Origin of the sequence: Streptomyces sp. NBC_00083 (assembly GCF_026343295.1) — a bacterium.
In the GTDB taxonomy this organism is placed as follows: Bacteria; Actinomycetota; Actinomycetes; order Streptomycetales; family Streptomycetaceae; genus Streptomyces.
This window is the reverse complement of sequence record NZ_JAPELY010000001.1, coordinates 3,458,150-3,480,913: the sequence shown is the minus strand read 5'-3', so window position 1 is coordinate 3,480,913 and position 22,764 is coordinate 3,458,150. Positions and strand designations below refer to the sequence as shown.

Sequence of the window (22,764 nt, the reverse complement as noted above, 5' to 3'; positions counted from 1 at the left end):
ATCGGTCCGGGGCTCGCGGGCTGTTCGGGGCACGCCTGCTACAGGTCGAACTCGAGGTGGGTGCTCCGTCTCGCTCCGCCATGAGGACTGCCGGATCTCCTGCCGCCGTTCGTCGGTCCCTCCGCCGCCGTACGGGCCATCCGTCGCACGCCGTGGCTATCGCGCGCCGATGGTCGGCCGGGTCGGCGTGACGCGCAAGGTGGCCTGAAATGGCGTCGCCCACAGGAGTGTTGACCGGCATGGGCCGTGCCGGGCGGGACAGCCATAGGGCACGACTCAATCACTACCTTCGCCGTCCGGGATGTCGTCCCCAGGAGTGGTGCCGCTCATGCCCGTACTCTCACAGCGCACCGTCACGACGGCAGCAGCCGTCCGCCGCCCCGGCCTCTGATGCGGTACCCACACATCAGCGGGACACCCGGGACCCCGTCCAAGCCCGGCCCACCAGGCAATCCAGGGCCGCCAAGGCAGCCGGAGGCCCCCACGGGATCGGGAAAGTCCGAGCTCCGGGTGCGCGCACCCGAGGCGCAGGACTTCCGCCGCGCTCTGCTCTGTGCGGCGGCCGCCGCCAGCACCGTTCCCGAGCTGGCATCGGCCCTGTCCCAACGCATTGAGCGCTATCTGCCGCACGACGGCTACACACTGGCCGGTCTTGATCCGCTCACCGGTGTCGGCTGCCTTCACCACGATTCCAGGCCCGCTGAAGGCGCCGGTCACGAGATGCCCATCGCCCTGACGCACCGGGGGGTGGTGTGGGGCGGCCTCGTTCTGCTGCGGGGGTGGGCGAGCCGGCCGTTCACGCCGGCCGAGACCCGGCACGCCGAGCGGCTTGGCGACACCCTCGCGCTCGCCCTGCGCCAGTACGTGGCGGGCAAACCCCTGCGCCCCGGCCGACGCGGGCTGTTCCCCGGCGTGGTCGTGATCGGCCCGGACGACACGATCAAGGGCATGACGGAGACGGCACAAACCTGGCTGAACGAGTTCGTCCCCGGCTCCCCGCGCTCCCAGGACGACGCGCTGCCCCATCTCCTGTGGGGCATCACCTATTTCACACGGCGCACCCACAGCATCGCCCTCAGCCGGATCCCGACATGCGGAGGGTGGGTCGCAGTGCACGCGCAGCCGCTCGGCGGACCGCACGGGGACATCGCTCTCACCTTCCAGTCCGCGCCCGCCTCGCAACTTCTGCCGGCGATCTTCGTCTGGTACGGATTCACACCACGCGAGCGGGCCATCGTCGAATACATCCTCGGAGGCCTCTCGACCAAGCGGATCGCACGGCTGCTCGACATGTCCCCGTATACGGTCTCCGACCACCTCAGGTCCGTCTACCGCAAGACCGGCACATCCGGACGCGAGGAGCTCGTCGCGGGTCTACGGCAGTAGAGCCCCGCGAACCCACCACTCGCGCGCAGCCCGTTGTCCGCCCCCCAACATTCGGGGGGTGTTGGCCACACCGGCGGCCCGCAACACTGATGGCCGTGTCCCAACAACGGGACAGAACCACGCATGATGGGAGACGTACATGATGCGAGCCTCAGCCTTGGCGGCCGCGGTGAAACGTGTGGATGTGGTGACCGTGCCGCCCGACGCCGGGGGCGTGGCGGACGGCGGTCTGCTTCCCCCGGCGGGGTCCGTGGTCATCTACGTGGGCGACGCCTCGGCCCCCGCGTGGCAGCGGCTGCGAGCGGCGGCGCTCAGTGGCGCCTGGCAGACGGTTCGGGACACACCCGTACCCCAACGTCCGGCCCCCGGAACCCAGCTGGTGGCCGCGTCGCTCGCATTCGACCTGGTCTGCGCGGGACACACGCTGGTGCGCGACCTGGCACTGCCGCACGGCTTCCCGTTCCGGACGCTGACCTTCCCGTACACCGGAGGGCCGCTGCGTGACACCGACTTCAGCATCGTCGAGCACACCGGATCCGACCGTCCCGCCGTGGACATCACCTACTTGATGATGCGCCGAGCGCCCCAACTGACGCGTCTTGAGCTGCAGTTGCTCGACATGGAGCATCCGGATGACGGGTACCTGCACATGCGTCGGCCCGAGCCGTGTCAGACGATCACGACGATGGACATGATTACGGACAATATCCAGCGCGCGGCGCAACACGCCGTCAACGAGAAGCATGCGCACGGTGGTTACGCCACGGCCGGGGCCACGGCGGAACTCTCGGAGGCCGACATCCAGCAGATCGCGGGCGAGTCGGGTGAGCCCGCGGCCACCGTGGCCGACCTGCTCGCGCTGCGCCGGCGCCACTTCGCCCGCTGACGGGGCGTCCTGTGGCTTCCCTTTGCGTCGCCGTCGTGCTGGCCACGTGGTTGCTGTTGACGGCGGCCGCGGCGCTGCCCCGACTCGGCCAGACCGTCCGGGGCCGGCTGCCTGCCTGGTGTGTTCCGCTGCTCCCGTCGTGGACGTTCTTCGCACCCAATCCGGCGACGAAGGACAAGGTGCTGATGTACCGCGACGTCCTGGCCAACGGCACGTTCGGACCCCTGCGGCTCGTGCTGCCGGAGGGCGGCGCACGGGGCCGGCCGGGCAAGGCGCTGTTCGACGCCGCCTCGCATCTGGTACGGCAGGCCGCGCACGGATGGGAGGAGGAGGACGCGCGGACCCGGGACGCCCACTTGATGATCAGTACGTCCTATCTCGTCCTGCTCAACCGGGCCGCGTCGGCGGCGCACGACGCCACCGCCATCGGCTTCGCGTTCGTCATCGCGCACGCGAGCCTGCGGGACGAGGCGCCCGAGGTGGTCTTCGTCTCCGCGGTGCACCGCTTGGAGAACGCGGCGGAGGGCGTCGGCGCATGGGACACCGGGGTGCGGGAGGGCGACGTGCGGGAGAGCGGCGTGCGGGAGGGCAACCGATGCTGAACGAGAGCGAGACGGCCCGCGCGATCCTGGCCGTCTGCGGTGTCGGCCTCGCGGTCTCGGCGCTCCGCGATCTGCGCCAGAGCCACGAGTTCGGCGAGGGCGGCGCTCTGGCCTGGACCGTGGTCGGCGCGGATCAGCACCGCTGTCCGCAGGCGGTGCGGGGCCTTTTCGTCTGGGAGCGGTATCGCAAGGTGCTGGCCGTCCAGTTCACGGCGGGGTGCGCCGCCCCGGCCGTGGCGGCACTGTCCACGAACGGCGCGGCAGCGCTGGCCTGCGTCCTGCTGACCACCCTGCTCCTCGGCCTGCACCGCAACGACTACGGGACCGACGGAGCGGACCAGATGGCCGCGCTCTGCCTTCTCACCGCCACCGCCACTCTGGTCGTCGGCGGCACGGTGGGCCGGCTCTTCCTCGGCTTCCTCGCCTGTCAGCTGATCCTGAGCTATCTGATCGCCGGCTCGGCCAAGCTGGTCTCGCGCACCTGGCGCGACGGCTCCTGCCTTGCCCAGATCCTCTCCACCGACGCCTATGGCTCGCCCGGGATCGCCGCGGTTCTGCGGACCCGCCCGCTCATCGCGGCACTCCTCGCCTGGAGCGTCATGGTCCTGGAAGTGTCGTTCTGGGTCACCCTCGTCCTGCCGGCAGGGCCGCGCTGGGGTCTGCTCGCGGCGGGCGCGGCGCTGCACGTCGGCATCGCGTTCACCATGGGGCTCAGCACATTCGTCTTCGCCTTCGTCGGCGCATACCCGGCGCTGCTGTTCACCGCCACGTACCTTTCCGCGTGAAGCTGGGCACCCGGGAGGGCCTCGTGTCCCCACATCGTGGAGCGCCGGGGCCCCGGCCCGCACCGCGGGGTGCGCCTCGTCAATCTGCAGTACGTTGCGAGCCTGGTCAGGAATCGAACCCTGCGGAAGTCAGTCAGTGCCGTTCCGGATCGAACTCCATCATCTGCGTGAGCCGGATGTTGTTGCCCGACGGATCTCGGAACGACGTGTCGATCCCGTAGGGCTGCACCGTCGGCGGGTCGTTGAACTCGACACCCCGGGCGGACAGCTCGTCGTACGCGGCCTTGCAGTCGTCGGTCTCCAAGAACAGCGTGCCGCCCGCGCCCTTGGCCACCAGCTCCGACAGCTGACCACTGCTCGCCTCGTCCAGCATCGGCTGCCCCGGTACCGGCATCAGCACCAGCGCCGGACCATCCGCGCCGGATGGCGCGACGCACAGCCACCGGAAGTTCCATGCCTCCATCGTGACGTCCGCCCGAACCTCCCAGCCGAGCTTCTGCGTGTAGAAGTCAAGCGCTTGATCCTGGTCGTGCACCCAGAACTGCGCATTGGCGATCTTGATCTTTGTCATTGTCGCTCCCTGGTGTGTTGCCTGCCTTCGACGCTAATCAGTCGGCTTTCCTGTGTCTTCTCGAAACGTGCGGTTCCGCGGCCGGCCGTATGCCATCGCCACACAGCGCGGGATGCGCACATGCCGTGCGGCGGGAGGGTGCGCATTCCGGTACGCCTGCGGGGTCATCCCGTACATCCTGCGGAAACTCGTCGTGAACGAACCGATGCTCCGCACACCGACGGCAACACCGATCGCGGCCACCGTCCAGTCGGTCGCCAGCAGCAGGGTGGCGGCGCGCTCCAGGCGTCGGGTCAGCAGGTACTGGTGGGGCGACTCTCCGAACGCGGCCTTGAAGCAACGGCTGAAGTGGGCCGGGGACAGCGCCGCGGCCGCTGCCATGTCGGCCACGGTGAGTGACTCGGCATAGCGGGCGTCCGCGAGATCCTTGGCGCGGAGCACATGACGAGAGATCGGAGCAGTGGCCATGGACCCATTGTGTAGTCACGTGCCGGCCGAGGCGCAGCAGGATGTAGCCGTCGAGGCGTTTCGGCGATCGCCCTTCCCCCATCTCGGCCGGTTTAGCCACTTCCCGATTTCTCATCCCTAATTCTCCTCATTGGCCATGGGTACGGCACGGTGGAGTTCGGGATCGAGGGACCTGGTCGTCCCGGCGTTCGGGGAGCGGCCATCGGCTCTCTACCGGCTCCGCGCCGCCCACGGGGTAGACGGACTACGGAGGCGGCGAGCACTCGCAGTACCTGGGCTCGTCGACCCACGGCGACATGGTTGCTTTTCCTATCCGTGAGACCCAGGCGTCCGGCCAGCCTCCTGCCCACACCGCCCGGCTCGGGGCAACAGCAGCCATCCGGCCGCCAGCCGGACGACACTTTGGCGACGAAGGCTTCCCAGCGGACACCTCACGGAAATCGGCTTTCCCACGGGAACCGCATCCGGTCATATGCGGCCATGAGCAGAATGGCGCAGGTACTCGTGCTGGCCCGGTACGAGGACGAGGTGATGGAGCCGCTCACGCAGCACGACGAGTCGCGTACATGGCGCGGCCGGTTCGAACCGATACCCGGCTGGTTCGTCGGCGGCTGGTACCTGGAGTTCTTCCGGGAACGTCAGCGGACCGGCATCCTCAAAGACCTGGAGGCACTGCCGTGGAACAGCCCGGAGTGCGTACAGGTCATGCTCCACGACGCAGAAGACGACTGCTTCGGGCTGTGGATGTTCCGCGAGAGGAAGCTGGTGGAGCTGCCGCTGCCCGGCACTGAACGTTTCCACGAGCCGGCCCCGCCCACGCAGGAGTACGCACCCCGCCCTGGGTATTTGCGACGCACGGACGTCGGGCACACATGGCTGCCCCAGCAGACTCCTGCGGAACTACGCGACCCGCGCCCGGCCTGGTAGGCCGAGGCACCGCGAGGCCGGCGCGCCCTGCCACCTTGTTGGATGCGCAGCCGGTCTCCGCCGCTGTCGCCACCTCCGACCGAGGCGCGGTCCAGTGTCTCGGACGGCGTTGCTTCTCAGGCGGCTTCGTCTCAGCCGACGTTGTCGCTGATCGAGGACTGTCTCAGGTGACGGGAGAGGGTACTCAGACGCCATTTCGTTTGGTGTGATCTTGCGGCCGTCTGGTGTGGTGACGACTGGGCTTGTGCAGCGGATGGTGCCGGACGGCTTGTGGGAGTTGTTCGCACGCGTGGTGCCGTCGGCGCCGGAACGTCCTCAGGGCGGTGGCCGGCGTCGGCATGGGGATCGGGAGGTGCCGGCTGCGATTATCTTCGTGGCCACCTCTGGGTGCACCTGGATGGCGGGCTGGAGGCCCCGGGTGGCTTCTGCTACTTGCGGCTGAGGGTTTGATCGTCCCCGTTATCAGGATCTCCCACGCTGCGCCGCATCTTCGGATGCGCCTTCGAGCCGCCGAATTCCCACGGGTTGCCGTCGCAGACGGTGGTCCACACCTTCTGCGCTTCCTTGTCGTCGGGATACGCGCCCCACTCGCCGGTGCCGCTGCACTCCGACACCTTGTCGCCGTCGTTATTGAACTCGGCAAGGTTGGTTACGACGACGGTGTCGTCGTCCTTGAAGAGCAGGGTCCCGGTATCGCCCTCGGTCCAGGTGCCTACGATGTCGGCCCGAGCCAATGTCTGTGGCTGCCATATGCACCCCGTGGCCAGCGTCAACACCGCGACCGCCAAGACCACTCCACGCAACCCCGCAGCGACTCGCCCTCGTTCATCACGCATGACTCCCCCTTGCGTACGTCAAACCCTGGTTGCTTCGCACACCAGATCGTCAAGCGCTCACGCTGCCACGAAAGCTGAACATGTTCAACTCCGCTCGGCGCGCATTGGCAGCCCCGCCCCACACCGAATTGAGCGGTGCACCTTGGCCACTCGCCGTAAGACGCCCTTTCATTTGATGATGCGGCGGTAGCAGACCAGGGTGCTGGCGATGCAGACGAAGGCGAGGAAGTGCTCAGGCTTGCGTTCGTAGCGGCGGTGCAGGCGTCGGCATCCGTTCAGCCAGGACATGGTTCGCTCGACGCCGGCCACCGCCCTGAGGACGTTCCGGCGCCGACGGCACCACGCGTGCGAACAACTCCCACAAGCCGTCCGGCACCATCCGCTGCACAAGCCCAGTCGTCACGACACCGGACTGCCGCAAGATCACACCAAACGAAATGGCGTCTCAGTCGGCCTGTGGCCACGGCCAGCCCAGCTGAAGGAAGAGTCCGAGGCGGTCGCTGACGGCTCGGATCTGTGTGATCTTGCCGTCGGCCAGAGTGAAGATCCAGATGGCCTCGTTCTCGAAGCTCCGGCCGGTCGGCGCAGGCATGCGCGGATGGACTCCGCCATGAACACCGCTCTGGGTCACCCGGGCAACCACGCGGTCTGCTTCTCCGATCAGCTCATCCACGCGCACCGTGAGCGGATCGAAGGCGACCAACTGCTGGCGCAATCCCTCGAAAGCCGCCCCCGGCTCGTCGACCTCACCGTGAATGATCTTGTTGTGGTCCACCACGTCAGCTGCCATGAACCTGGGAAGGTCCTCCAGCCGGCGGTTGCTGACCGCCTCGAAGAATCCCAGGACCGCCCTCTTGTTCTCGTCCACCATGGTGGTACCGCCCCCCATCTGATCAACTATCAGTCGTCCCGAGCTTAGCCCGACAGACACATGGCTCACTTGAGGCGCCTTGTTGTGGGACGGCCGCTCCACCGGTAGCGAGTGGGACCACGGCGGAGCGGCATGCGGAGCGTGACGAGCGCGGCGCCGAGGCAGAGACAGAACTCGACGACCGCGCCATGCAGCCCATAATGCGCAGAAGGAAGCCGGCCGGCCGAAATGGACTACTACGAGGAGGCGGCTGGGCCTCCGGACGCCCCCGCGCACTGGCGATGGGCGGGGGCGAGCGGGTCGGAATGGCGACTCTGGGTGAGGTGCCGTCAGACATCAGGGTGGCCTGAGGACGGGTTGAAACGCAGCGCCTAATGGGCCTCGACACTGGCCAGTTGAGGCGACGAGCGAGACGCCGCGCCGCTGCCCGCTGGGTCCCGGCCGCGACCTGCGGCGGCTCCTCCGCGAGACCCCCGCACCCTCACCCCCGCCGAACGGGCCGCGCCGTGGTGGGGTTCCTCAAGCAGTGGTCCGTTCGACCGGGATCCACAGTTCACTGGTCGACTCGGACCAGTCGTGCGTCGGTCGGGTGCGGAGTATCTCGGGGCCCGGCCGACTCGCGTAGGGGTTGGAAGGGAACCACTGAGTGAAGACGTCCCGCCAGAGGTGCTGCAGTGCATGCGGGTAAGGACCGGTGTTCTCGAAGACGGCCCAGGTGCCGGACGGGACGGTGAGGACATCGAGGTCCTCGGGAGGGGCAGAGCCGGTCACGACCGCGTGGTAGTAGTCCATTTCGGCGCCCTCCTCCCGGCTGTCGGAGTGGTGCACGATCGCCGAGAGGATGCCTTCGGGATCCTGGTCCGACAGGTCTGTGATGCGTTGCGCGGTCTCGGGGGCGATGCCCTGGATCATCTCGAGGATGTGCGGGTTGACTCCTTCGTGGACAAGTGGGACGCGAGCCTTTCGGCCGACGATGTGGAATTCGTCCTTCTCCACGATCCGGTACTTCATGGTGGTACTCCCTTCGACGACGAGGCGGAAGGACATCCGGGGCTGGGAGTGCAGAGCCGCACCTGTGCGCCTGGCCTCCCCTGGACTGACGCCGTGCATCGCACGAAACGCCCGCGCGAATGCCTCGGCCGATCCGTAGCCATGGCGCACCGCCACCTCCAGCAGCGTCCGTTCGCCCGCGAGCACCTCGGCTCCCGCGATGGTGAGCCTCCGGCGCCGGATGTACTCCGACAACGGGACGCCCGCGAGCGCGGAGAACAACCGCCGCAGGTGGTACTCGGACGTCGCAGCGATACGCGCCAGCTCTGACACCTCGATCTGCTGATCGAGATGAGTCTCGATGTGCTCCATGAGCCGGTTCAGCCGGTCCAGCACTCCGGTCTCCTTCCCTTCTGATCCATCACCGTAGGAGGGAACGTGCCTGCCCCACCCGACTATCCGTGCCCGTTTCGGTCGGGTAGGCCGGCGAGTGGTGGGGCCGAGGCCGTGCCCAGCGCTGTGAGCGCGCTTGAGGGAGCAGTGTTGTTGAAGCGCGGCCCGGTGCAGTTCGCAGGAGCCCGCGAGGCACGCAGCGAACTGCCCCGCCGGCATCCTGAACCCCCGCTGTCCGAGCGGCCCCCGGCGGCGATCCCGAACTCGCCCGACGATCCGAGCCGAGCACGCAGCCTCTTCCCCGGCCGCTCTAGGGGCCGTTCTAGGGGCCGTTCAATGGGGCCGTTCTAGCGGAGAGCGTACGGGCATCGGCGGCAGGTGTGATCCCGGACGGTGGTGCACATGCGGTCGAGTCCGCCGATCCCGGAAGGGGCGCCCGCCTCGCACCTCAGGTCGCACGGCTGACGATGGCTTCCGCCAGCCGTTGGGCCTGCGCGTGGGCTGCGGCCAGGGATGTCTGGTGAAGCGGGACGAGCTCGGCCATGGCCGGGACGTGGGGCGCCATGGTCAGCTCGGGAGTCACCGTGGTCACGTCGAGTCCGAGCATGTGGGACCAGCCCAGGATGGTCTCCAGCGTGGGGACCAGATAGTCCTTGCCCTCGTTGGGGCTGCCGGGACCGTATCCGCCGCCGCGGGCAGAGATCACCACGGCCGGGCGGCCGGCTGTAGGGGCGCCGTCGGCGAAGCCGAAAGTGCGGTCGGCGACCATGATCTGGTCCAGCCATGCCTTGAACACCGAGGGCATGGAGAGGTTGTACAGCGGCACAGTGAACAGATAGGCCCCGGCCCCGAGGAACTCGTTGATGAGCTCGTCCTGAAGCCTCGCGGCCTCGGCCTGTTCCGGAGTGTGCCGGGCGGAGTCGGTGACTCGGGCGGAGACGCCCGCAGCGGTGATGTGGGGCACGGACGAGGCGGCGAGGTCGCGGTGGACGACCGGACCGCGCCAAGCCGCCCGGAAGGACTGGGCAACGTTGCGGGAGACGGAGGCTTCGCTCAGCGAGGAGGCGTCTATGTGCAGCAGGTACGACATGGGGATGATGACCTTTCAGGAATGATGCCGGCGTCGAAGGCGGAAGGCCGCGCGTCGGAGAGATCGGTGACGGGGTGGGGCCGTGGGCGTGAGGCCCGCTCGGCCACAGGGGGTGCCTCTATGTGTGGCGCACGGACTGGTCCTGGTGAGCGCGCACGCGGTTGGCGTACTGGTCCCCCCGCCGGCACTTCACGGATCTACCCCCGTGGATGCCCACCCGAGCCGGACCAGGGCGGCGTGCTCGAAGGCGTCTGCGTTGCGCTGGACAACTCGGCCTGCATGGCGCGCAGTTCGGGCAAGAGTGTTGCCGGTCGGCAGGTCGACCGCGTAGGGCAGGCCCTGAGTGGGTCTCCGGTGGGCCGATCAGATAGGCCACCGGGCCGAAAGACCGCGTCTGCTGGTTCAGTGGCGGGCTGGAACGGAGATGCCGGTCCCGCCGGGGAGGTCGGCGCCGAATTGTGCGATGACCGCGTCCAGGTCGAACGGTGCGAAGGCTTCGCGGCCCACCTCGTTGATCCTGTCGGCGGGCACCAGCCAGCACACCTCGAACTGCAGGCCGTCCGGGTCGCTGGCGTAGAGCGATTTGGTGGTGCCGTGGTCGATCTCGTCGGTCAGCGCCCCCGACCGCAGCAGCTTGCCGCGGATCTGCTGCAGCTCGGCCAGGGTGTCCACCTCCCATGCCAGGTGCGCGAGTCCGGGGCGCCGGTCCGTGCCCTGCGGGGAAGCCGGGCCCTCGATCTGAAGGAGGGCCAGGTCGTGGTCGTTGGTCGACTCCTCGGCTTGCAGGAACGCGCCCTCGGCTGCCTTGCCACCGTCGGCGTGGACGCGGAAGACGGTGCGGAAGCTCAGCAGGTCGGTGTAGAAGGCGACGCTGCGTTCGACGTCGCGTACATAGAGGACGGCGTGGTTGAGACGCTGAACCGGCATGTCACTCCTCGGTCAGTTACGATTTGTACGTAGCCCCACCATAGGGATGCATCGAGGACCTCACAAAAGGCACATTGATGTACGCAAAGCACACCACTGATCCTGACCGTGCTGCCGCCCCGCACCCGGGTGACGCTTGGCCTGCCGATGCCCCCCACCCCTGCGAGAACTGGCCGGACAACGGCGGACGGTTCCGGGAGACCCTCGACCGGATCGGCGACAAGTGGTCGGTCCTGGTCATCGGCATCCTCAGCCGCGGTCCCCTGCGGTTCGGCGCCCTGCACCAGCGGGTTCCAGGCGTTTCCCAGCGCATGCTCACCCTCACCCTGCGCCACCTGGAACGTGACGGTGTCGTCTCCCGCACCGTCTACGCCGAGGTGCCGCCACGCGTCGAGTACCAACTGACGCCCCTCGGCGAGAGCCTGCGCACCATCGTCCACGCGCTCGCCCAGTGGGTCACGGACCACCATGAAGAGATCGAGAGCGCGCGAGACCACTACGACGCTCGATGATCGTGCCCCAGCCGCCAAAGAGCTGAGCGTGCGTGCCCATGCCCCCGTGCGCGAGCCTGACGTGGTGTTGATGTTGGCAGAGCTGCCCCTGCCCATCAGCGGAGCCGTCGGGCACGTCCGGCCCGCGGCCCGCGTCTCCACCACTGGTCAGTCCCCGCGGACCGCCTCGGCCACGGCAGGAGCCGGGCACCCGCGACTTCGCGGAGAGGAGTTCCACCCGCGCGATACCCGTCTCGCTCTGGCGGACGCAGTGAAGTTCGCCGGGTAAATCCGCTCCTCCGGCCCCATCTCGCCAGGCGAGGGGCTGCTCAGCGAATCCCGTTGCTCGACCGGCGCGGCCCGCCATTCAGTCGTTCGAAGGCTCGCGGCGCAGGTGCTCAGAGCGGGACTCAAGGATGTCGAGGGCCTCGTGGATCGAGCAGCCGAGCTGGTCTCGGAACATCTTGATGGCCTTGATGTTCCTGCCGCTGAGGATCTCCTCGTCCGCGAAGGAGAGCGGGCCGGCCGTCCAGGGGGCGAAGACGGGGTCACCGCCTGGCCAGTCGATGTCGGTCAGGGTGGCGAGGAGGCGACCGTCCGAGAGCGCCACCGCCACGTCCATGCCGCGGGCCACCTTCTCTGTGAAGGCAGCGGGTGCAGAGCGGTCGAGGACGAAGACGAAGTGCTGAGCCATACGCTGCCGCCACCCGTCATCGGGCTCACCGTCGCCGACCAGGCGGAGGTTGGAGTTCCAGGCCGCCTGTGCGAGCACCGATACGAGCAGCTCGAGAAAGTCCGACTTCAGCAGGTCATCCGCGTGCTCGATCAGAATCGCGAGGTCCTGGTTCCCGTGGCCGGGACCGTGCCAGTCGTGGAGGCAGTCCACGAGCGCGTCCCAGTTGTGGCCGAAGTAGCCGGGGAACATCAACTCCCGGGCGAAGGTGCGGAAGACGGAGGCCGGATCGTGCATTTCCCGACCGTCAAGCCGCAGGACCAGACCGTTTCGCTGCACGAGCGCGGCCGTTTCTGACGCCAGCCACGGGTCACGACCCACGGGGAGCGCCGTTCCGTCAGAGTGGGCCTGGTCATCACGGGCGAGATCCTTGCACGGCAATTGCCCGGAACCAGAGTGATTTTAGGAGGGCGGATCGTGCAAGCCCATGATCGAACGCCGCTTCCACTTCCGAATGTCGCGGGTCTACGCCCTGGCACCTGACAGGCGGCGGCGACACTCCTCGACCGGACCGGCGGCGCCGCTCGCCTCCCGTACGGCTACCTGCCGGCCAGCGCGCCATGCTCGATGACGGTCTCGACGAGCCCGGTCTCCAGGCGTAGTACGTGACCCGACACCGACGCGAGGATCTCGCTCGTCATCAGCGGGTCGGCAAGGAGCTTCGCGACATCGCGCCGTACGGTCGCGACCGGATCCGTCACCGCGCGCTCGGCGAGTGCCATGTCGTCGCCTCCCGTGCGAACCGCGAACGCGCGGCGGAACGCCGGGTCGGCAAGCATTCCGGTGCCGCACTGTGTGTGGTGTACGACCGCGACGTCCATCCTGACTCCGAGCCGCACCGCCAGATAGACGATGTCCTCGATCACCCGGCCGTCCACCCGGCCGCCCGTGTTCCGCAGGACCCCGGCGTCCCCGGTTCCGAGTCCGAGGAAGCCCGCGGGCTCGACTCGCGGATCGGCACACGTCAGCACCAGCGGCAGACGCTCCGGCATCGATGCCGGCATCACCAACCGGGCGAGGTCGACGTTTGCCGCGAACACCTGATTGCGCTCCAGAAAATCGCCGAAGTCCGGCATAGCTTCTCCATGTGTTGTAGCTACAACAATGATCGGATGGGCTACGCTACAGAGAAGGAGGTGCATATGCAACACCAAGAGTCGAACGGGCCTCGACAGCAGGCTCTGTGGATGGCGGACCGGTGTCTTGGCAGGCGCATCGCACGGCTGCACCGTCTGGTCTCGCGGCGCTTCGAAGCGGAGTTGCGAAAGTCGGGACTCACCCTGCCCCAACTCGAAGTGCTCTCCGAGATGGCCGTCTCCGGTGAACCCGTCCGACCGTCCGAGATCGCCGGCTGGCTCGGCATCGAGCGCTCGACGATCAGCCGCAATCTCGATCTGCTCGCCCAGCTCGGCTATGTCAGCGCCGCGGAAGTCTCGGCCACCGGCCGGACGACTCGCGTCGTCGTAACGGACGCCGGCCATCAGGCACTGATGGACGCCGAGCCGGCCTGGGCACGAGCACAGGAATGGATCAGTGGGGCAGTCGACGACGACGCGATCGATGCGCTCGACCGCTGGCTGACCGCTCTCGAACTCGCCCCCAGGCCCCACTGACCGGCGCCCGGGACTTCGAGCCGGCCGACGTGCCGTCCCCCTGCGCCACGACCCCTCCCCCAACCTCCTTTTCGGATCTGGTGGCGTGGCCGAGGAGCGTCAGGTACTGGCCACCAGTAGGTCCTCTCCGCTTGACGGGCGAAGGCCGTCGGTCCGATCGGCGAAGTAGCGGTCGGCCAGCGCGGCTCCCGACACGTGCTGGGCGTCTTTGAAGCCGGCGTCGCGGGCCAGCGCCAGCATCTCCTGCGGGGTGTAGAAGCTGATGAACGGTGTTCCAGCTGCTCGCGCCTGCGGCTTGGTCGACTCGAGTGCGGGGCGATCGGCGTCATCGATGAGCTCGGTCGGCAGCATGAACGTCATGGCGAGCGTCGAACCGGGAGCCAGGTCGGCGAGGCGGCGCAGGGTCGCCGCTGTGGTCTCTTTGGTGAGGTACATGGTGACGCCCGTGGAGACGACGGCCGTCGGCCGGCCAGGGTCGAAGCCGGAGTTGGCCAACTCCTTCCACCAGTCCCCGCCCGCCTCGAAGTCGACCGGCACCAGTCGCAGCCAGTCGGGGATCCCGTAGCCGAGCTCGATCAGGCGTCGTCGCTTCCAGGTTTGGGTGCCCGGCTGGTCGATCTCGAAGACCCGCAGGCGGGCGGCGATCTCCGGTCTGCGCTGGGCAAAGGTGTCGAGTCCCGCCCCCAGGATGACGTACTGGGTGACGCCGTGGTCGATCCGCTCGGCAATCAGGTCCTCGATGAAACGAGCGCGGCTCACAATGGCCGCCCGGAACCCGCTGGTGGTGCGCGGGTCCATGTCCGGGCGACGCCGCCATCCGCCGTCAGGGGCCGCCAGCTGCAGGCCGATCTCGTCGTCGAACACATGGGGCGGGGGGTCGACCTGCACGTGCAGTGCCCGCCAGAGGGCGACCCGCACCGCGGTGCTGTCCGGCGCCTCGTTCTCCTCGTCTGCCACGATGCCCCTCTCCTTGCGGTCAGCTCTTGGCCGGGGCCTGGAGGCTCCACTGACGTCCGTCGGGGTCACGGACAGTCATCTCCCTGGTCCCGTAATGGGTGTCCTCGAACGGCGTGACCACCTCGACTGCGGGATCGAGATGGAACACATCCTCATCGGCCACCTTCAGCACGATCTGCGTCCGTAGTTCGCGGCCCTCGGGGACCTCGGCGATGAACACGTAGGGACCGTCGCCCTTGCGGAGCCGGCCGGAGCTGTGATCGGTCGAGAACTCCAATTCGAAGCCCAGCGTCTGGAAGAACTTCGCCGCCTTGCCCCAGTTGTGGGTCTCCAGGAACACGGCCTCAATACCTTCGGTCGCCATGTCAGGTCTCCTTCTCAGGCGATTGCTGTCGCTGCCCATGGGTGTCGTCGAGGTAAGCGCGCAGGGCGTCAGCGACCACTGCCGAGAGGGACAGGCCCGACTCGATGGCGTGATGCTTGACCCGCTTGATCAGCCCGATCGGCAAGTACACGTTGAACTGCTTGACCTCTTCGTCACTCACACAGGCGATGCTAGCATGCTAGCAATCTAGTGCCATGGGGTGACCGTCGCTCGCCTCGTCGTGTGGAGGCGCCTGAGTGTCGCCCACGGCCGAGCGGTCACAAATGATCACGTGGCGGAACGAGTACGCGTGCGCCAGGGCGACGACGATGAGGGCAGACGCTTACTGCGGAGCGTCCGCAAGGGCGCCGGGTCCCACATCCGAGTCCTGCTCGAACGCCTCGCCCTCGGCCCGGACTTCGCCGCCCTCCTGCTCCTGCATCGACACCTGGGCGATGACCTGAACCGGCCCGACGGCGCCCGCCCGCGACACTGACCCGGGGTCAATGCCGCCTCCCGTCTCAGCCCGAGTGCGGGCAGGTCCTGCGGCAGGAGCTCCTACAGCTCCATGACGGGCGCGCAGGGGCGCTCTTTGTAGTGCGGGTGCCGTCTTGCGCGCCTGCCGAATGCTTCCGCACCACCGCCTGGACTCTCATGATCATGGGATATCGGGTCAGTCGAACATCCAAGGCTTCTGCGCAGACCGCAGGTGCGCGCGCACCGGCACGGGCAGAAGCGGACTCACCGATGCCGTCACCGTGCCCACGGAGGGCTCGCCATGCCGTACGCCCGACACTCCGAAGGCCCTGAACTCACCCAGGCGCGCGACCGTCTCTACACGCTGGACCAGCAGATCATCCGCGCCGTGACAGAACGAGTGTCCTTCTCGTCTTCCGTGCAGTCAGCCCGCGTCGCGCGTGGCGGCTGTCCCACCGACAGCGTGCGGGAGAACGCTGCCGTCGGGCGCCACCGGGAGAGCCTCGGCGCCTGCGGCAGTGACATCGCTCCCACCGATTCGTACCTGCTGCGCACCCTCAACGCCCCGCACAGCCACTGCGGACACCTGCAGATCGCCGGAACCCACCCCACCGACCCAGCGATGAAGCTCCCGGCAGGCAACACTCGTTCCGCAGCGGGCCCGCGCCGGGACCACCAGGAGCCCCGATGACCTCCACCCACTCCCCCACAGCGGTCGATCCCGTCGGCCTCAGCGGCGCCGCGCTGGTACTCGACGTCCTCCAGGACGAGGGCGTCCGCCACGTATTCGGCAACCCCGGCACCACCGAACTCCCCCTGATCCAGCAGCTCGCGAGCCGGCGCAGCCTCCAATACGTGCTCGCACTGCAGGAGGCCTCCGCGGTTGCCATGGCCGATGGCCACGCACGGATCACCGGCCGGCCCGCCTTCGTCAACCTGCACGCCGCGGCCGGGCTCGGCAACGGGATCGGCGCGCTCACCAACGCCGCCGCCGCGCGCGTCCCCCTCGTGGTCACGGCGGGCCAGCAGGATCTGCGCCACCTCATCCACGCACCCGTGCTCGCCGGCGACCTCACGGGCCTGGCCCGCGCCACCGTCAAGTGGGCCCACCAGGTCAGTACACGAACAGAACTCGGCACGGCACTGCGTCAGGCATTCCGCATGGCCATGGCACCGCCGACCGGGCCGGTCTTCCTGTCGCTTCCCATGAATCTGCTCGACGAAATCGGGCCGGCCGCGCCACGAATCACCACGATCCGTTACGCGGCGGCAGCCCCCACCGAAGACTTGGCGAAACTCCTCCATGACACGCCGCACAGCAGCATCGCCCTGGTCTACGGCGACGAACTCGCCCGCCACGCCCCCGCCGAGGGCCTCGCCCTCGCCGAGAAGCTGCAGGCGCCCGTATGGGGAACAGGCTGGCCCGCCACCAACCCCTTTCCCACCAGGCACCCGCTGTGGCGCGGATACCTGCCCACCCACGTACCCGGCATCCACGAGACACTCAGCCCCTACCGCCTGGTCATCAGCGCCGGAGCACAGCCCTTCCCCCTCTACTACCCCTACGCCCCCGGCCCTCTCCTGCACGAGCGCACCACGGCCGTTCAGATCACCGAGGATCCTTCCGCACCTGGCCGCGACACCCCGATCGACCTGGCCCTGCACGGCCAACTGCAGCCCACCCTGAGCGCACTGCTCGACGTTCTTCCCGCCTGTGCCGCAGCCACGCACACCCTGCCGGACCCACCCCAAGAGGCCCCCGCTCCGTCAGGCCTCGGCCTCCCCTCGGCAGCCGAGGCGCTGGCCGCCACGCTCCCCGCCCACGCCATCGTCGTCGACGAAGCCCCCCAGGCCGCCCCGCACATCCGTGCCGCCCTCGACCTCCGCCACGCCAACCAGTACCAATGGGTGGCCGGCGGACTCGGCTGGGCCATACCCGCAGCCATCGGCGCCAGCCTGGCGCGCGGCCGCGGCACCGTACTGTGCACCATCGGCGACGGCGCCGCCCTCTACAGCCCTCAAGCCCTGTGGACCGCCGCCCACTTGGAACTCCCCATCGCCTTCGTGATCACCAACAACAGCGAGTACGGAGTCCTCAAAGCGAACTGGCACCAACGCGAACCCGAACCGTCCCGTCTCCTGGGCATGGACCTCAACCAACCCGCGATGGACTTCGTCGCCCTGTCCCACTCCATGGGAGTACCGGCATGCCGGGTCGAATCCGCCACAGACCTCACCGAAGCCCTCGTCCGCGGCTACGCCACCCACCGCCCCTTCCTCATCGACGTGCACCTCTGACCGAGTGCGCGGGGTCCGTCGAGAACAAAGGCCCAAGAAGGCCTTGGCAGTCATCGGTATCCGGACTGGCTCCGTTCACGAGGAGGGGTTCTGGCTCGGCGGGTCAGTCCTTGGTCCGGAGCGGGCAGGAGCGCGGACGGCGGAGCTCCACGGCAGGAACCTCGCGCCGTTCGACATATCCGTCCTGCCGGGCCGGAGGGATATGTCGAACGGCTCATGGCCGCTCGGTCAGCGGGTCGCTTCCGGGCCCTGCTGGGCCACCGTGTTGCTGGTGGGCGTGCCGTCGGCGCCGGCCAGGGTCACCACGTGCCGGACCCCTTGGGGGTCGAGCACCACGGCCTGCCACGCGCTGCCGCCACCCTGCTGGGCGACCACTCGCAGAGATTCGACCTTGCCGCCGGAAACGGCACCGGTCGCCTTGTCCACGGCCTGCGCGGCCGGCAGCGCGGGAAGCGGTGCCGGGGCCTGCTCAAGTCCACCGGTCGCGGCACCCCATCGCTGCTGGCCGGCTTCCCGCGTCTTCTTCTCCCCGCCCCGGCCTTCCGATCGCGGCCCGCCCCGGTGGTCCGGGCCCTCGGAGGCGTACCGGCCGCCGGCGCGCTCCTCGTGGTGGTGCTCCGCCACCGCCGCAGCCGCCACACCTCCGCCGATCAGGATCACAAGCCCGAGCGCCACCCATCGCGTGCGCCCCTGTCGGGTCAGCCGGGTGAAGCTGCCGCGGCGCCGCGCCGCCTTGGTCGGCCCGGCAGCCTCATCTCCCGGACCCACGGGGTGCTCGGGAGGCTGGGGGTTGGACTGAGTCATCTGGCTGCTCCTCGCGTTCCACCGGGCACGCGCCCGGCTCGGGCAGATCATGCGGGGAACATGCTGAAGCTTTGCTGAAGCGACCTGAAGAACCCTTCAGCAAGCCGGCTGCTCGACCTGAGAACCTTGCCCCATGCGCGTACTGGTGGTCGAGGACGAGCGGCGGCTGGCCGCGGCCCTGCAACGAGGGCTTCAGGCAGAGGGCTTCTCAGTCGACGTCGCCCACGACGGCCCGCAGGGTCTGTGGCTGGCGGGCGAGCACGACTACGACGTCATTGTGCTCGACATCATGCTGCCCGGAATCAACGGCTACCGGGTCTGCGCCCGACTGCGCGCCGATGGCTGCGAGTCCGGCATCCTGATGCTCACCGCGAAGGACGGCGAGTACGACGAGGCCGAAGCCCTGGACACCGGCGCCGACGACTTCCTCTCCAAGCCGTTCTCGTACGTCGTCCTGGTGGCACGGCTGCGCGCCCTCATCCGGCGCACGGGCCGGCGCAGCCCGCAGATCATGGAATTCGGCGACCTGGTGATCGACCCGGCCGGCCAGCGCTGCACGCGGGGCGGGACCGAAGCCCGGCTGACCTCGCGCGAGTTCGCGGTGCTCGTGCACCTGGCTCGCCGCGCCGGCGAGGTCGTGCCCAAGCGGGAGATCCTGGAGCAGGTGTGGGACGCCGCGTACGAGGGAGACCTGAACGTCGTCGAGGTCCACGTCAGCGCGTTGCGCCGTAAGATCGACACCCCCTTCGGGCGGGCTGCTGTGGAAACCGTCCGCGGTGCGGGTTACCGGCTGGCGGCCGACGGTGGCTGAGCAGGACGCGCACGGCGACGCAGCGCCTGGCGGCCCGCCCCGCCGGATCGCCGCCCTGCTCCGCAGTCTCGCCCGGCGGCTCCGTCCCCGGTCCGTGCGGGCCCGCGCCACGCTGGGCGCGTCCGTCGTGGTCGCGCTGGCGCTCGGCATCGCTTCCTTCGGGCTGCTGGGGCTGCTGGAGAACAACCTGATGCGCAACGCCCAGACCGACGCCGAACGGCAGGCCGTCCTCACCGCCGGTCTCGCGGCCGAAGGCCGGCTGGACGCCGTGTTGACGCCGGACCGAGGCACCGATTTCCTCCAGGTCGTCGACGCCCACGGGCGGGTGCTCGCGGCCAGCCCCAACTTGACCGGCCGCCCCGCCCTCTCGACCGCCCGCCCCAGCGCACCGGGCACCGTACGAGGAACCTGGACCGGCCGTCCGGTGCGCGAGGAGCACCGACAGCGCGTCGTCCAGGTCACCACCGCCACCGGGAACGGCCTCATCACCGTGTACGCGGGCACGTCATTGCGGGAGGCCGACGCGGCGGACGAGTTCATCCGGGCCTCGCTCATCTTCGCGGTGCCGCTGCTCGTCCTCACCGTCGCCCTGGTCACCTGGCGGGTCACCGGCTGGGCGCTGCGCCCCGTCGAGGCGATCCGCGCCGAGGTCGCCGAGATCAGCGACCGTGATCTGCACCGCCGGGTACCCGTACCGCACAGCCAGGATGAGATCGCCCGGCTCGCGGCCACGATGAATGCCACTCTGGACCGCCTGGAAGCATCCGTGTCCCGCCAGCGCCAGTTCATCGCCGACGCCTCCCACGAACTGCGCAGCCCTATCACCGTGATCCGTACGCAACTCGAAGTGGCCCAGGCCCACCCCGACCCCGACTTGTGGAGTGAGCTCGTCAGTGGGGCGCTGGAGGACACCGTCCGGCTCCAGGACCTCGCGTCCGACCTGCTGCTGCTCGCCCGGCTCGACACCGCGCAGGCACCGCCCTCCGCTGCGGTCGACCTCACGGAAGTCGTCCGGGAAGCGGCCCGCACGCGCAAGCTGGACCGGGTCCCGGTAGAGACGCAGATCACCCCGGAGATCACCGTACGCGGAAGCACGCTGTGGCTCGCCCGGCTCGTCACCAACCTGCTCGACAACGCACAACGGCACGCCGACCACCGCGTTTCGCTCACCTTGCGCGTGGACGAGGACCACGGCACAGCCCTGCTGGTGGTCCGCGACGACGGACCAGGCATCCCGGCGGCCGATCGTGAACGGGTCTTCGAACGCTTCACCCGGCTGGACAACGCCCGCAGCCGCGATCAAGGCGGTTCAGGCCTCGGCCTGGCCATCGCCCGCGACATCGCCACCCATCTGGGCGGCTCACTCACCGTCCAGGACTCGGGGCCCGGGGCCCACCTGCTGGCCCTGCTTCCGCTGGACGGCTCCTGACACGTTGTACGGAGTGCCTGCGCGCGGCGGCCACCCAGATCAAACCAACAGCACTCCCTGGCCCTCCAGCTCGAAGAGGGCGGCGGAGGAGGTGGGTCCTGGAGTCTGGTGCCGGGCCCGGGTGCCCACCCTGGCCCGGCGAGGCAGTGCGGCCGTACGCCGGGCCGGGAACGGGTCGGCCCGTGGAGCTCAACTCCCCATGCTGCGCAGGTTCTCGCGCACCTTGGCGATGGCGAAGCCCCAGCCCTGCTGGACGGTGGGCTTGGCGGGCACCGCGATTTCGTCGGGGTTGGTGAGCACGTCGAGGAGGACGGGTCCGGGTTCGGCGAAGGTGCGCTCGACCGCGTCGGCCAGATCCTCGGCGCGCTCCACGCGGATGCCCTTGATGCCGAGCGCCTCGGCAACCGCCGCGAAGTCCGGGTTGTCCAGGACGGTGCCGAACTCGGGGAGCCCCGCTTGCTCCTGTTCGAGCTTGACCATGCCCAAGCGCCGGTTGTCGAAGACGACGAGCTTGACGGGCAGTCGTTCGCTACGGATCGTCATCAGGTCGCCGAGCAGCATCGACAGGCCGCCGTCGCCGCAGAACGCGACGGTTTGGCGCTCGCGGTCCAGGAACTGCGCGCCGATGGCCTGCGGCATCGCATTGGCCATCGAGCCGAGGTTGTACGAGCCGATCAGCCGGCGGCTGCCGCGCATCTCGACGAAGCGGGAGAGCCAGACGGTGGCCATGCCGGTGTCCGAGGTGAACACGGCATCGTCGTCGGCCGCCGCGTCCACGGCGGCGGCGAGTGCCTCGGGACGTATGAGGTGGTCGCGGTTGTCGAAGGCGGAGCGGACCTTGCCGATCAGGCCCTTGTCGTGGCCGGGCGCGGCGAGCCGGCGCTGCCCGTCCTGCCAGTGCGTGAACTTCTCGCGTGCGGAGTCGAGGTGCTTGCGGTCCTCTCGGACCGCGACGCGTTCCAGGAGCCCGCGCACAGTGGGGCCGACGTCCGCGGCGAGCGCCACGTCGACGGGCACGCGCCGCCCGATGTGCTCGGCGACACGGTCGACCTGGACGACCTTCTTGCCTTCCGGGTACCACTCCCGGTAGGGGAAGTCGGTGCCGAGCAGGACCAGCGTGTCGGCGTGGTCCATGGCGTGGGCGGCGGCCGGGTTGCCGATCAGTCCGGTCTGGCCGACCTGGAACGGGTTGTCGCCCTCGAAGCCCTCCTTGGCCTTGAGGGTGAGGACCATGGGCGCGGCGAGCCGGTCGGCGAGGGCCAGTACGTCCTCGCGAGAGGTACGTGACCCGCGGCCGACGAGCAGGGTGACGTTCCCGCCGTGGTCGATGAGGTCGGCGGCCTCGTCGAGGGCGGGGTCGTCGGGCCGGTTCTCGGAGCGGGCGACGGAAAGCCGCAGCGGACGGTCGGTGGGCAGCTCCTGGTCACCGATGTCGCCGGGAAGGGTCAGGACGGCGACGCCTCGGCGGCCGATGGCGGTGCGCACGGCGACCTCGAGGAGGGCGGGGAGCTGCTCGGGCGAGGTGACCGTGGCGCGGAAGACGGCGACGTCCTTGAAGAGGAGGTCGTTGTCGACCTCCTGGAAGTAGTCCGTGCCGACCTCGGAGCGCGGGACCTGCCCAGCGATGGCGAGCACGGGTGTGCCGCTCTTGGCCGCGTCGTACAGGCCGTTGAGCAGGTGCACGGAACCAGGTCCGACGGTGCCCATGCAGACGCCCAGCGTGTCGGTGAGCTGCGACTGGGCTCCGGCCGCGAACGCGGCGGCCTCCTCGTGGCGGCACCCCACCCAGGACAGGGCCTCCGAGGTCCGGATGGCATCGGTGAGCGGGTTGAGGGCGTCGCCCACGACGCCGAAGATCTGCCGCACTCCGAGCTCTTCCAGGGCATCGGCGAGGAGGCGGGCGACGGTGCGAGACATGAATGGATGTCCTCTCTGTGGGGCTTTCTGTGGAACTTTCCAGGGGGCGACCTGCGGGGTCCGGCCTGGGGGATTTCAGTGGTGCCGACGTCGGTTCTGCACATCCGGTGCGCCCGTCGCGAACCGTGCCAAACAGAA

At 69.0% G+C, this 22,764-nt stretch carries 26 protein-coding genes and 3 pseudogenes; 13 read left to right on the top strand and 16 right to left on the bottom strand.

The genetic code is table 11. The features are described from left to right. Positions 1-510: 510 nt before the first annotated feature. The 4 genes from OOJ98_RS15635 to OOJ98_RS15620 all read left to right on the top strand — a co-directional run bounded on the left by OOJ98_RS15635 (position 511) and on the right by OOJ98_RS15620 (position 3,659). A complete protein-coding gene (locus OOJ98_RS15635; RefSeq protein ID WP_267055296.1) occupies positions 511-1,386 on the top strand; it encodes a helix-turn-helix transcriptional regulator in 876 nt (291 codons plus the stop codon). A 178-nt stretch (positions 1,387-1,564) separates the two neighbouring features. Next, positions 1,565-2,272 carry a hypothetical protein gene (locus tag OOJ98_RS15630; protein WP_267055295.1) on the top strand — a complete coding sequence of 236 codons (708 nt, stop codon included), beginning with the start codon at positions 1,565-1,567 and terminating at the stop codon, positions 2,270-2,272. 11 nt (positions 2,273-2,283) lie between these two features. After that, positions 2,284-2,874 carry a hypothetical protein gene (locus OOJ98_RS15625; RefSeq protein WP_267055294.1) on the top strand — a complete coding sequence of 197 codons (591 nt, stop codon included), beginning with the start codon at positions 2,284-2,286 and terminating at the stop codon, positions 2,872-2,874. Then, positions 2,868-3,659, top strand: coding sequence for a hypothetical protein (locus OOJ98_RS15620; RefSeq protein ID WP_267055293.1), 792 nt, complete (start codon positions 2,868-2,870; stop codon positions 3,657-3,659). Before OOJ98_RS15625 ends, OOJ98_RS15620 begins: the two co-directional genes overlap by 7 nt. 133 nt (positions 3,660-3,792) lie before the next feature. Here OOJ98_RS15620 and OOJ98_RS15615 read toward each other — a convergent pair whose 3' ends face one another. Next, positions 3,793-4,230, bottom strand: coding sequence for a VOC family protein (locus tag OOJ98_RS15615; RefSeq protein ID WP_267055292.1), 438 nt, complete (start codon positions 4,228-4,230; stop codon positions 3,793-3,795). 33 nt (positions 4,231-4,263) lie between these two features. Further along, a complete protein-coding gene (locus tag OOJ98_RS15610) occupies positions 4,264-4,698 on the bottom strand; it encodes a helix-turn-helix domain-containing protein (RefSeq protein ID WP_267055291.1) in 435 nt (144 codons plus the stop codon). Between the two features lie 480 nt (positions 4,699-5,178). On the opposite strand from OOJ98_RS15610, the gene OOJ98_RS15605 reads away from it, so the two are divergent. After that, on the top strand, positions 5,179-5,625 hold the full coding sequence (locus OOJ98_RS15605) for a hypothetical protein (protein WP_267055290.1): 447 nt from the start codon (positions 5,179-5,181) through the stop codon (positions 5,623-5,625). Between the two features lie 229 nt (positions 5,626-5,854). Further along, positions 5,855-6,022 (top strand): annotated as a pseudogene (locus OOJ98_RS15600) (transposase); the annotation flags it as partial. Between the two features lie 31 nt (positions 6,023-6,053). On the opposite strand, the gene OOJ98_RS15595 reads toward OOJ98_RS15600, so the two are convergent. The 7 genes and pseudogenes from OOJ98_RS15595 to OOJ98_RS15565 form a co-directional block, all read right to left on the bottom strand. Further along, positions 6,054-6,413 carry a hypothetical protein gene (locus OOJ98_RS15595; protein WP_267055289.1) on the bottom strand — a complete coding sequence of 120 codons (360 nt, stop codon included), beginning with the start codon at positions 6,411-6,413 and terminating at the stop codon, positions 6,054-6,056. Positions 6,414-6,629: 216 nt separating this feature from the next. Next, positions 6,630-6,772: pseudogene (locus OOJ98_RS15590) on the bottom strand (transposase); the annotation flags it as partial. Positions 6,773-6,906: 134 nt separating this feature from the next. Then, positions 6,907-7,332, bottom strand: a complete 426-nt coding sequence (locus OOJ98_RS15585) for an ester cyclase (protein ID WP_267055288.1) — start codon at positions 7,330-7,332, stop codon at positions 6,907-6,909. Positions 7,333-7,397: 65 nt separating this feature from the next. Beyond that, positions 7,398-7,514, bottom strand: a pseudogene (locus OOJ98_RS15580) (IS5/IS1182 family transposase); the annotation flags it as partial. 337 nt (positions 7,515-7,851) lie between these two features. Then, entirely contained in the window at positions 7,852-8,718 is an 867-nt protein-coding gene (locus tag OOJ98_RS15575) for an AraC family transcriptional regulator (RefSeq protein ID WP_267055287.1), read from the bottom strand. Positions 8,719-9,163: 445 nt separating this feature from the next. Then, positions 9,164-9,805, bottom strand: a complete 642-nt coding sequence (locus tag OOJ98_RS15570) for an FMN-dependent NADH-azoreductase (protein ID WP_267055286.1) — start codon at positions 9,803-9,805, stop codon at positions 9,164-9,166. Between the two features lie 402 nt (positions 9,806-10,207). Beyond that, positions 10,208-10,732, bottom strand: a complete 525-nt coding sequence (locus OOJ98_RS15565) for a VOC family protein (RefSeq protein WP_267055285.1) — start codon at positions 10,730-10,732, stop codon at positions 10,208-10,210. 77 nt (positions 10,733-10,809) lie between these two features. Between OOJ98_RS15565 and OOJ98_RS15560 the strand changes: the two genes are divergently transcribed. Further along, positions 10,810-11,244 (top strand): helix-turn-helix domain-containing protein, encoded by a 435-nt coding sequence (locus OOJ98_RS15560; RefSeq protein WP_267055284.1) that lies wholly within the window; start codon positions 10,810-10,812, stop codon positions 11,242-11,244. Between the two features lie 346 nt (positions 11,245-11,590). Here OOJ98_RS15560 and OOJ98_RS15555 read toward each other — a convergent pair whose 3' ends face one another. Then, complete coding sequence (locus tag OOJ98_RS15555) at positions 11,591-12,235, bottom strand: barstar family protein (protein WP_267055283.1); 645 nt, start codon at positions 12,233-12,235, stop codon at positions 11,591-11,593. Positions 12,236-12,495: 260 nt separating this feature from the next. Continuing rightward, positions 12,496-13,032 (bottom strand): carbonic anhydrase, encoded by a 537-nt coding sequence (locus tag OOJ98_RS15550; protein WP_267055282.1) that lies wholly within the window; start codon positions 13,030-13,032, stop codon positions 12,496-12,498. A 66-nt stretch (positions 13,033-13,098) separates the two neighbouring features. Between OOJ98_RS15550 and OOJ98_RS15545 the strand changes: the two genes are divergently transcribed. Beyond that, positions 13,099-13,569, top strand: a complete 471-nt coding sequence (locus tag OOJ98_RS15545; RefSeq protein ID WP_267055281.1) for a MarR family winged helix-turn-helix transcriptional regulator — start codon at positions 13,099-13,101, stop codon at positions 13,567-13,569. A 99-nt stretch (positions 13,570-13,668) separates the two neighbouring features. Here OOJ98_RS15545 and OOJ98_RS15540 read toward each other — a convergent pair whose 3' ends face one another. The 3 genes from OOJ98_RS15540 to OOJ98_RS15530 are packed head-to-tail and all read right to left on the bottom strand — an operon-like array spanning position 13,669 to position 15,071. After that, positions 13,669-14,526 carry a class I SAM-dependent methyltransferase gene (locus OOJ98_RS15540; protein WP_267055280.1) on the bottom strand — a complete coding sequence of 286 codons (858 nt, stop codon included), beginning with the start codon at positions 14,524-14,526 and terminating at the stop codon, positions 13,669-13,671. 19 nt (positions 14,527-14,545) lie between these two features. Next, positions 14,546-14,890, bottom strand: coding sequence for a glyoxalase/bleomycin resistance/extradiol dioxygenase family protein (locus tag OOJ98_RS15535; protein WP_267055279.1), 345 nt, complete (start codon positions 14,888-14,890; stop codon positions 14,546-14,548). Position 14,891: 1 nt separating this feature from the next. Beyond that, positions 14,892-15,071, bottom strand: coding sequence for a CopG family transcriptional regulator (locus OOJ98_RS15530; protein WP_267055278.1), 180 nt, complete (start codon positions 15,069-15,071; stop codon positions 14,892-14,894). Positions 15,072-15,182: 111 nt separating this feature from the next. Here OOJ98_RS15530 and OOJ98_RS15525 point away from each other — a divergent pair, with 111 nt between their 5' ends. The 3 genes from OOJ98_RS15525 (at position 15,183) to OOJ98_RS15515 (ending at position 17,665) form a co-directional block, all read left to right on the top strand. Then, a complete protein-coding gene (locus tag OOJ98_RS15525) occupies positions 15,183-15,386 on the top strand; it encodes a hypothetical protein (RefSeq protein ID WP_267055277.1) in 204 nt (67 codons plus the stop codon). A gap of 282 nt (positions 15,387-15,668) precedes the next feature. Next, positions 15,669-16,058 carry a hypothetical protein gene (locus OOJ98_RS15520; RefSeq protein WP_267055276.1) on the top strand — a complete coding sequence of 130 codons (390 nt, stop codon included), beginning with the start codon at positions 15,669-15,671 and terminating at the stop codon, positions 16,056-16,058. After that, positions 16,055-17,665, top strand: coding sequence for a thiamine pyrophosphate-binding protein (locus OOJ98_RS15515; protein ID WP_267055275.1), 1,611 nt, complete (start codon positions 16,055-16,057; stop codon positions 17,663-17,665). The genes OOJ98_RS15520 and OOJ98_RS15515 overlap by 4 nt, the downstream gene beginning before the upstream one ends. Before the next feature lie 228 nt (positions 17,666-17,893). Here the strand turns inward: OOJ98_RS15515 and OOJ98_RS15510 are convergent, their stop codons facing one another. After that, positions 17,894-18,469 (bottom strand): hypothetical protein, encoded by a 576-nt coding sequence (locus OOJ98_RS15510; RefSeq protein WP_267055274.1) that lies wholly within the window; start codon positions 18,467-18,469, stop codon positions 17,894-17,896. A gap of 133 nt (positions 18,470-18,602) precedes the next feature. On the opposite strand from OOJ98_RS15510, the gene OOJ98_RS15505 reads away from it, so the two are divergent. Together OOJ98_RS15505 and OOJ98_RS15500 are read left to right on the top strand one after the other, a co-directional pair. Further along, positions 18,603-19,280, top strand: a complete 678-nt coding sequence (locus OOJ98_RS15505) for a response regulator transcription factor (protein ID WP_267055273.1) — start codon at positions 18,603-18,605, stop codon at positions 19,278-19,280. Further along, positions 19,273-20,709, top strand: coding sequence for a cell wall metabolism sensor histidine kinase WalK (locus OOJ98_RS15500; RefSeq protein WP_267055272.1), 1,437 nt, complete (start codon positions 19,273-19,275; stop codon positions 20,707-20,709). The genes OOJ98_RS15505 and OOJ98_RS15500 overlap by 8 nt, the downstream gene beginning before the upstream one ends. A 189-nt stretch (positions 20,710-20,898) precedes the next feature. Here OOJ98_RS15500 and OOJ98_RS15495 read toward each other — a convergent pair whose 3' ends face one another. Next, a complete protein-coding gene (locus OOJ98_RS15495; RefSeq protein ID WP_267055271.1) occupies positions 20,899-22,626 on the bottom strand; it encodes a thiamine pyrophosphate-dependent enzyme in 1,728 nt (575 codons plus the stop codon). Positions 22,627-22,764 lie beyond the last annotated feature (138 nt).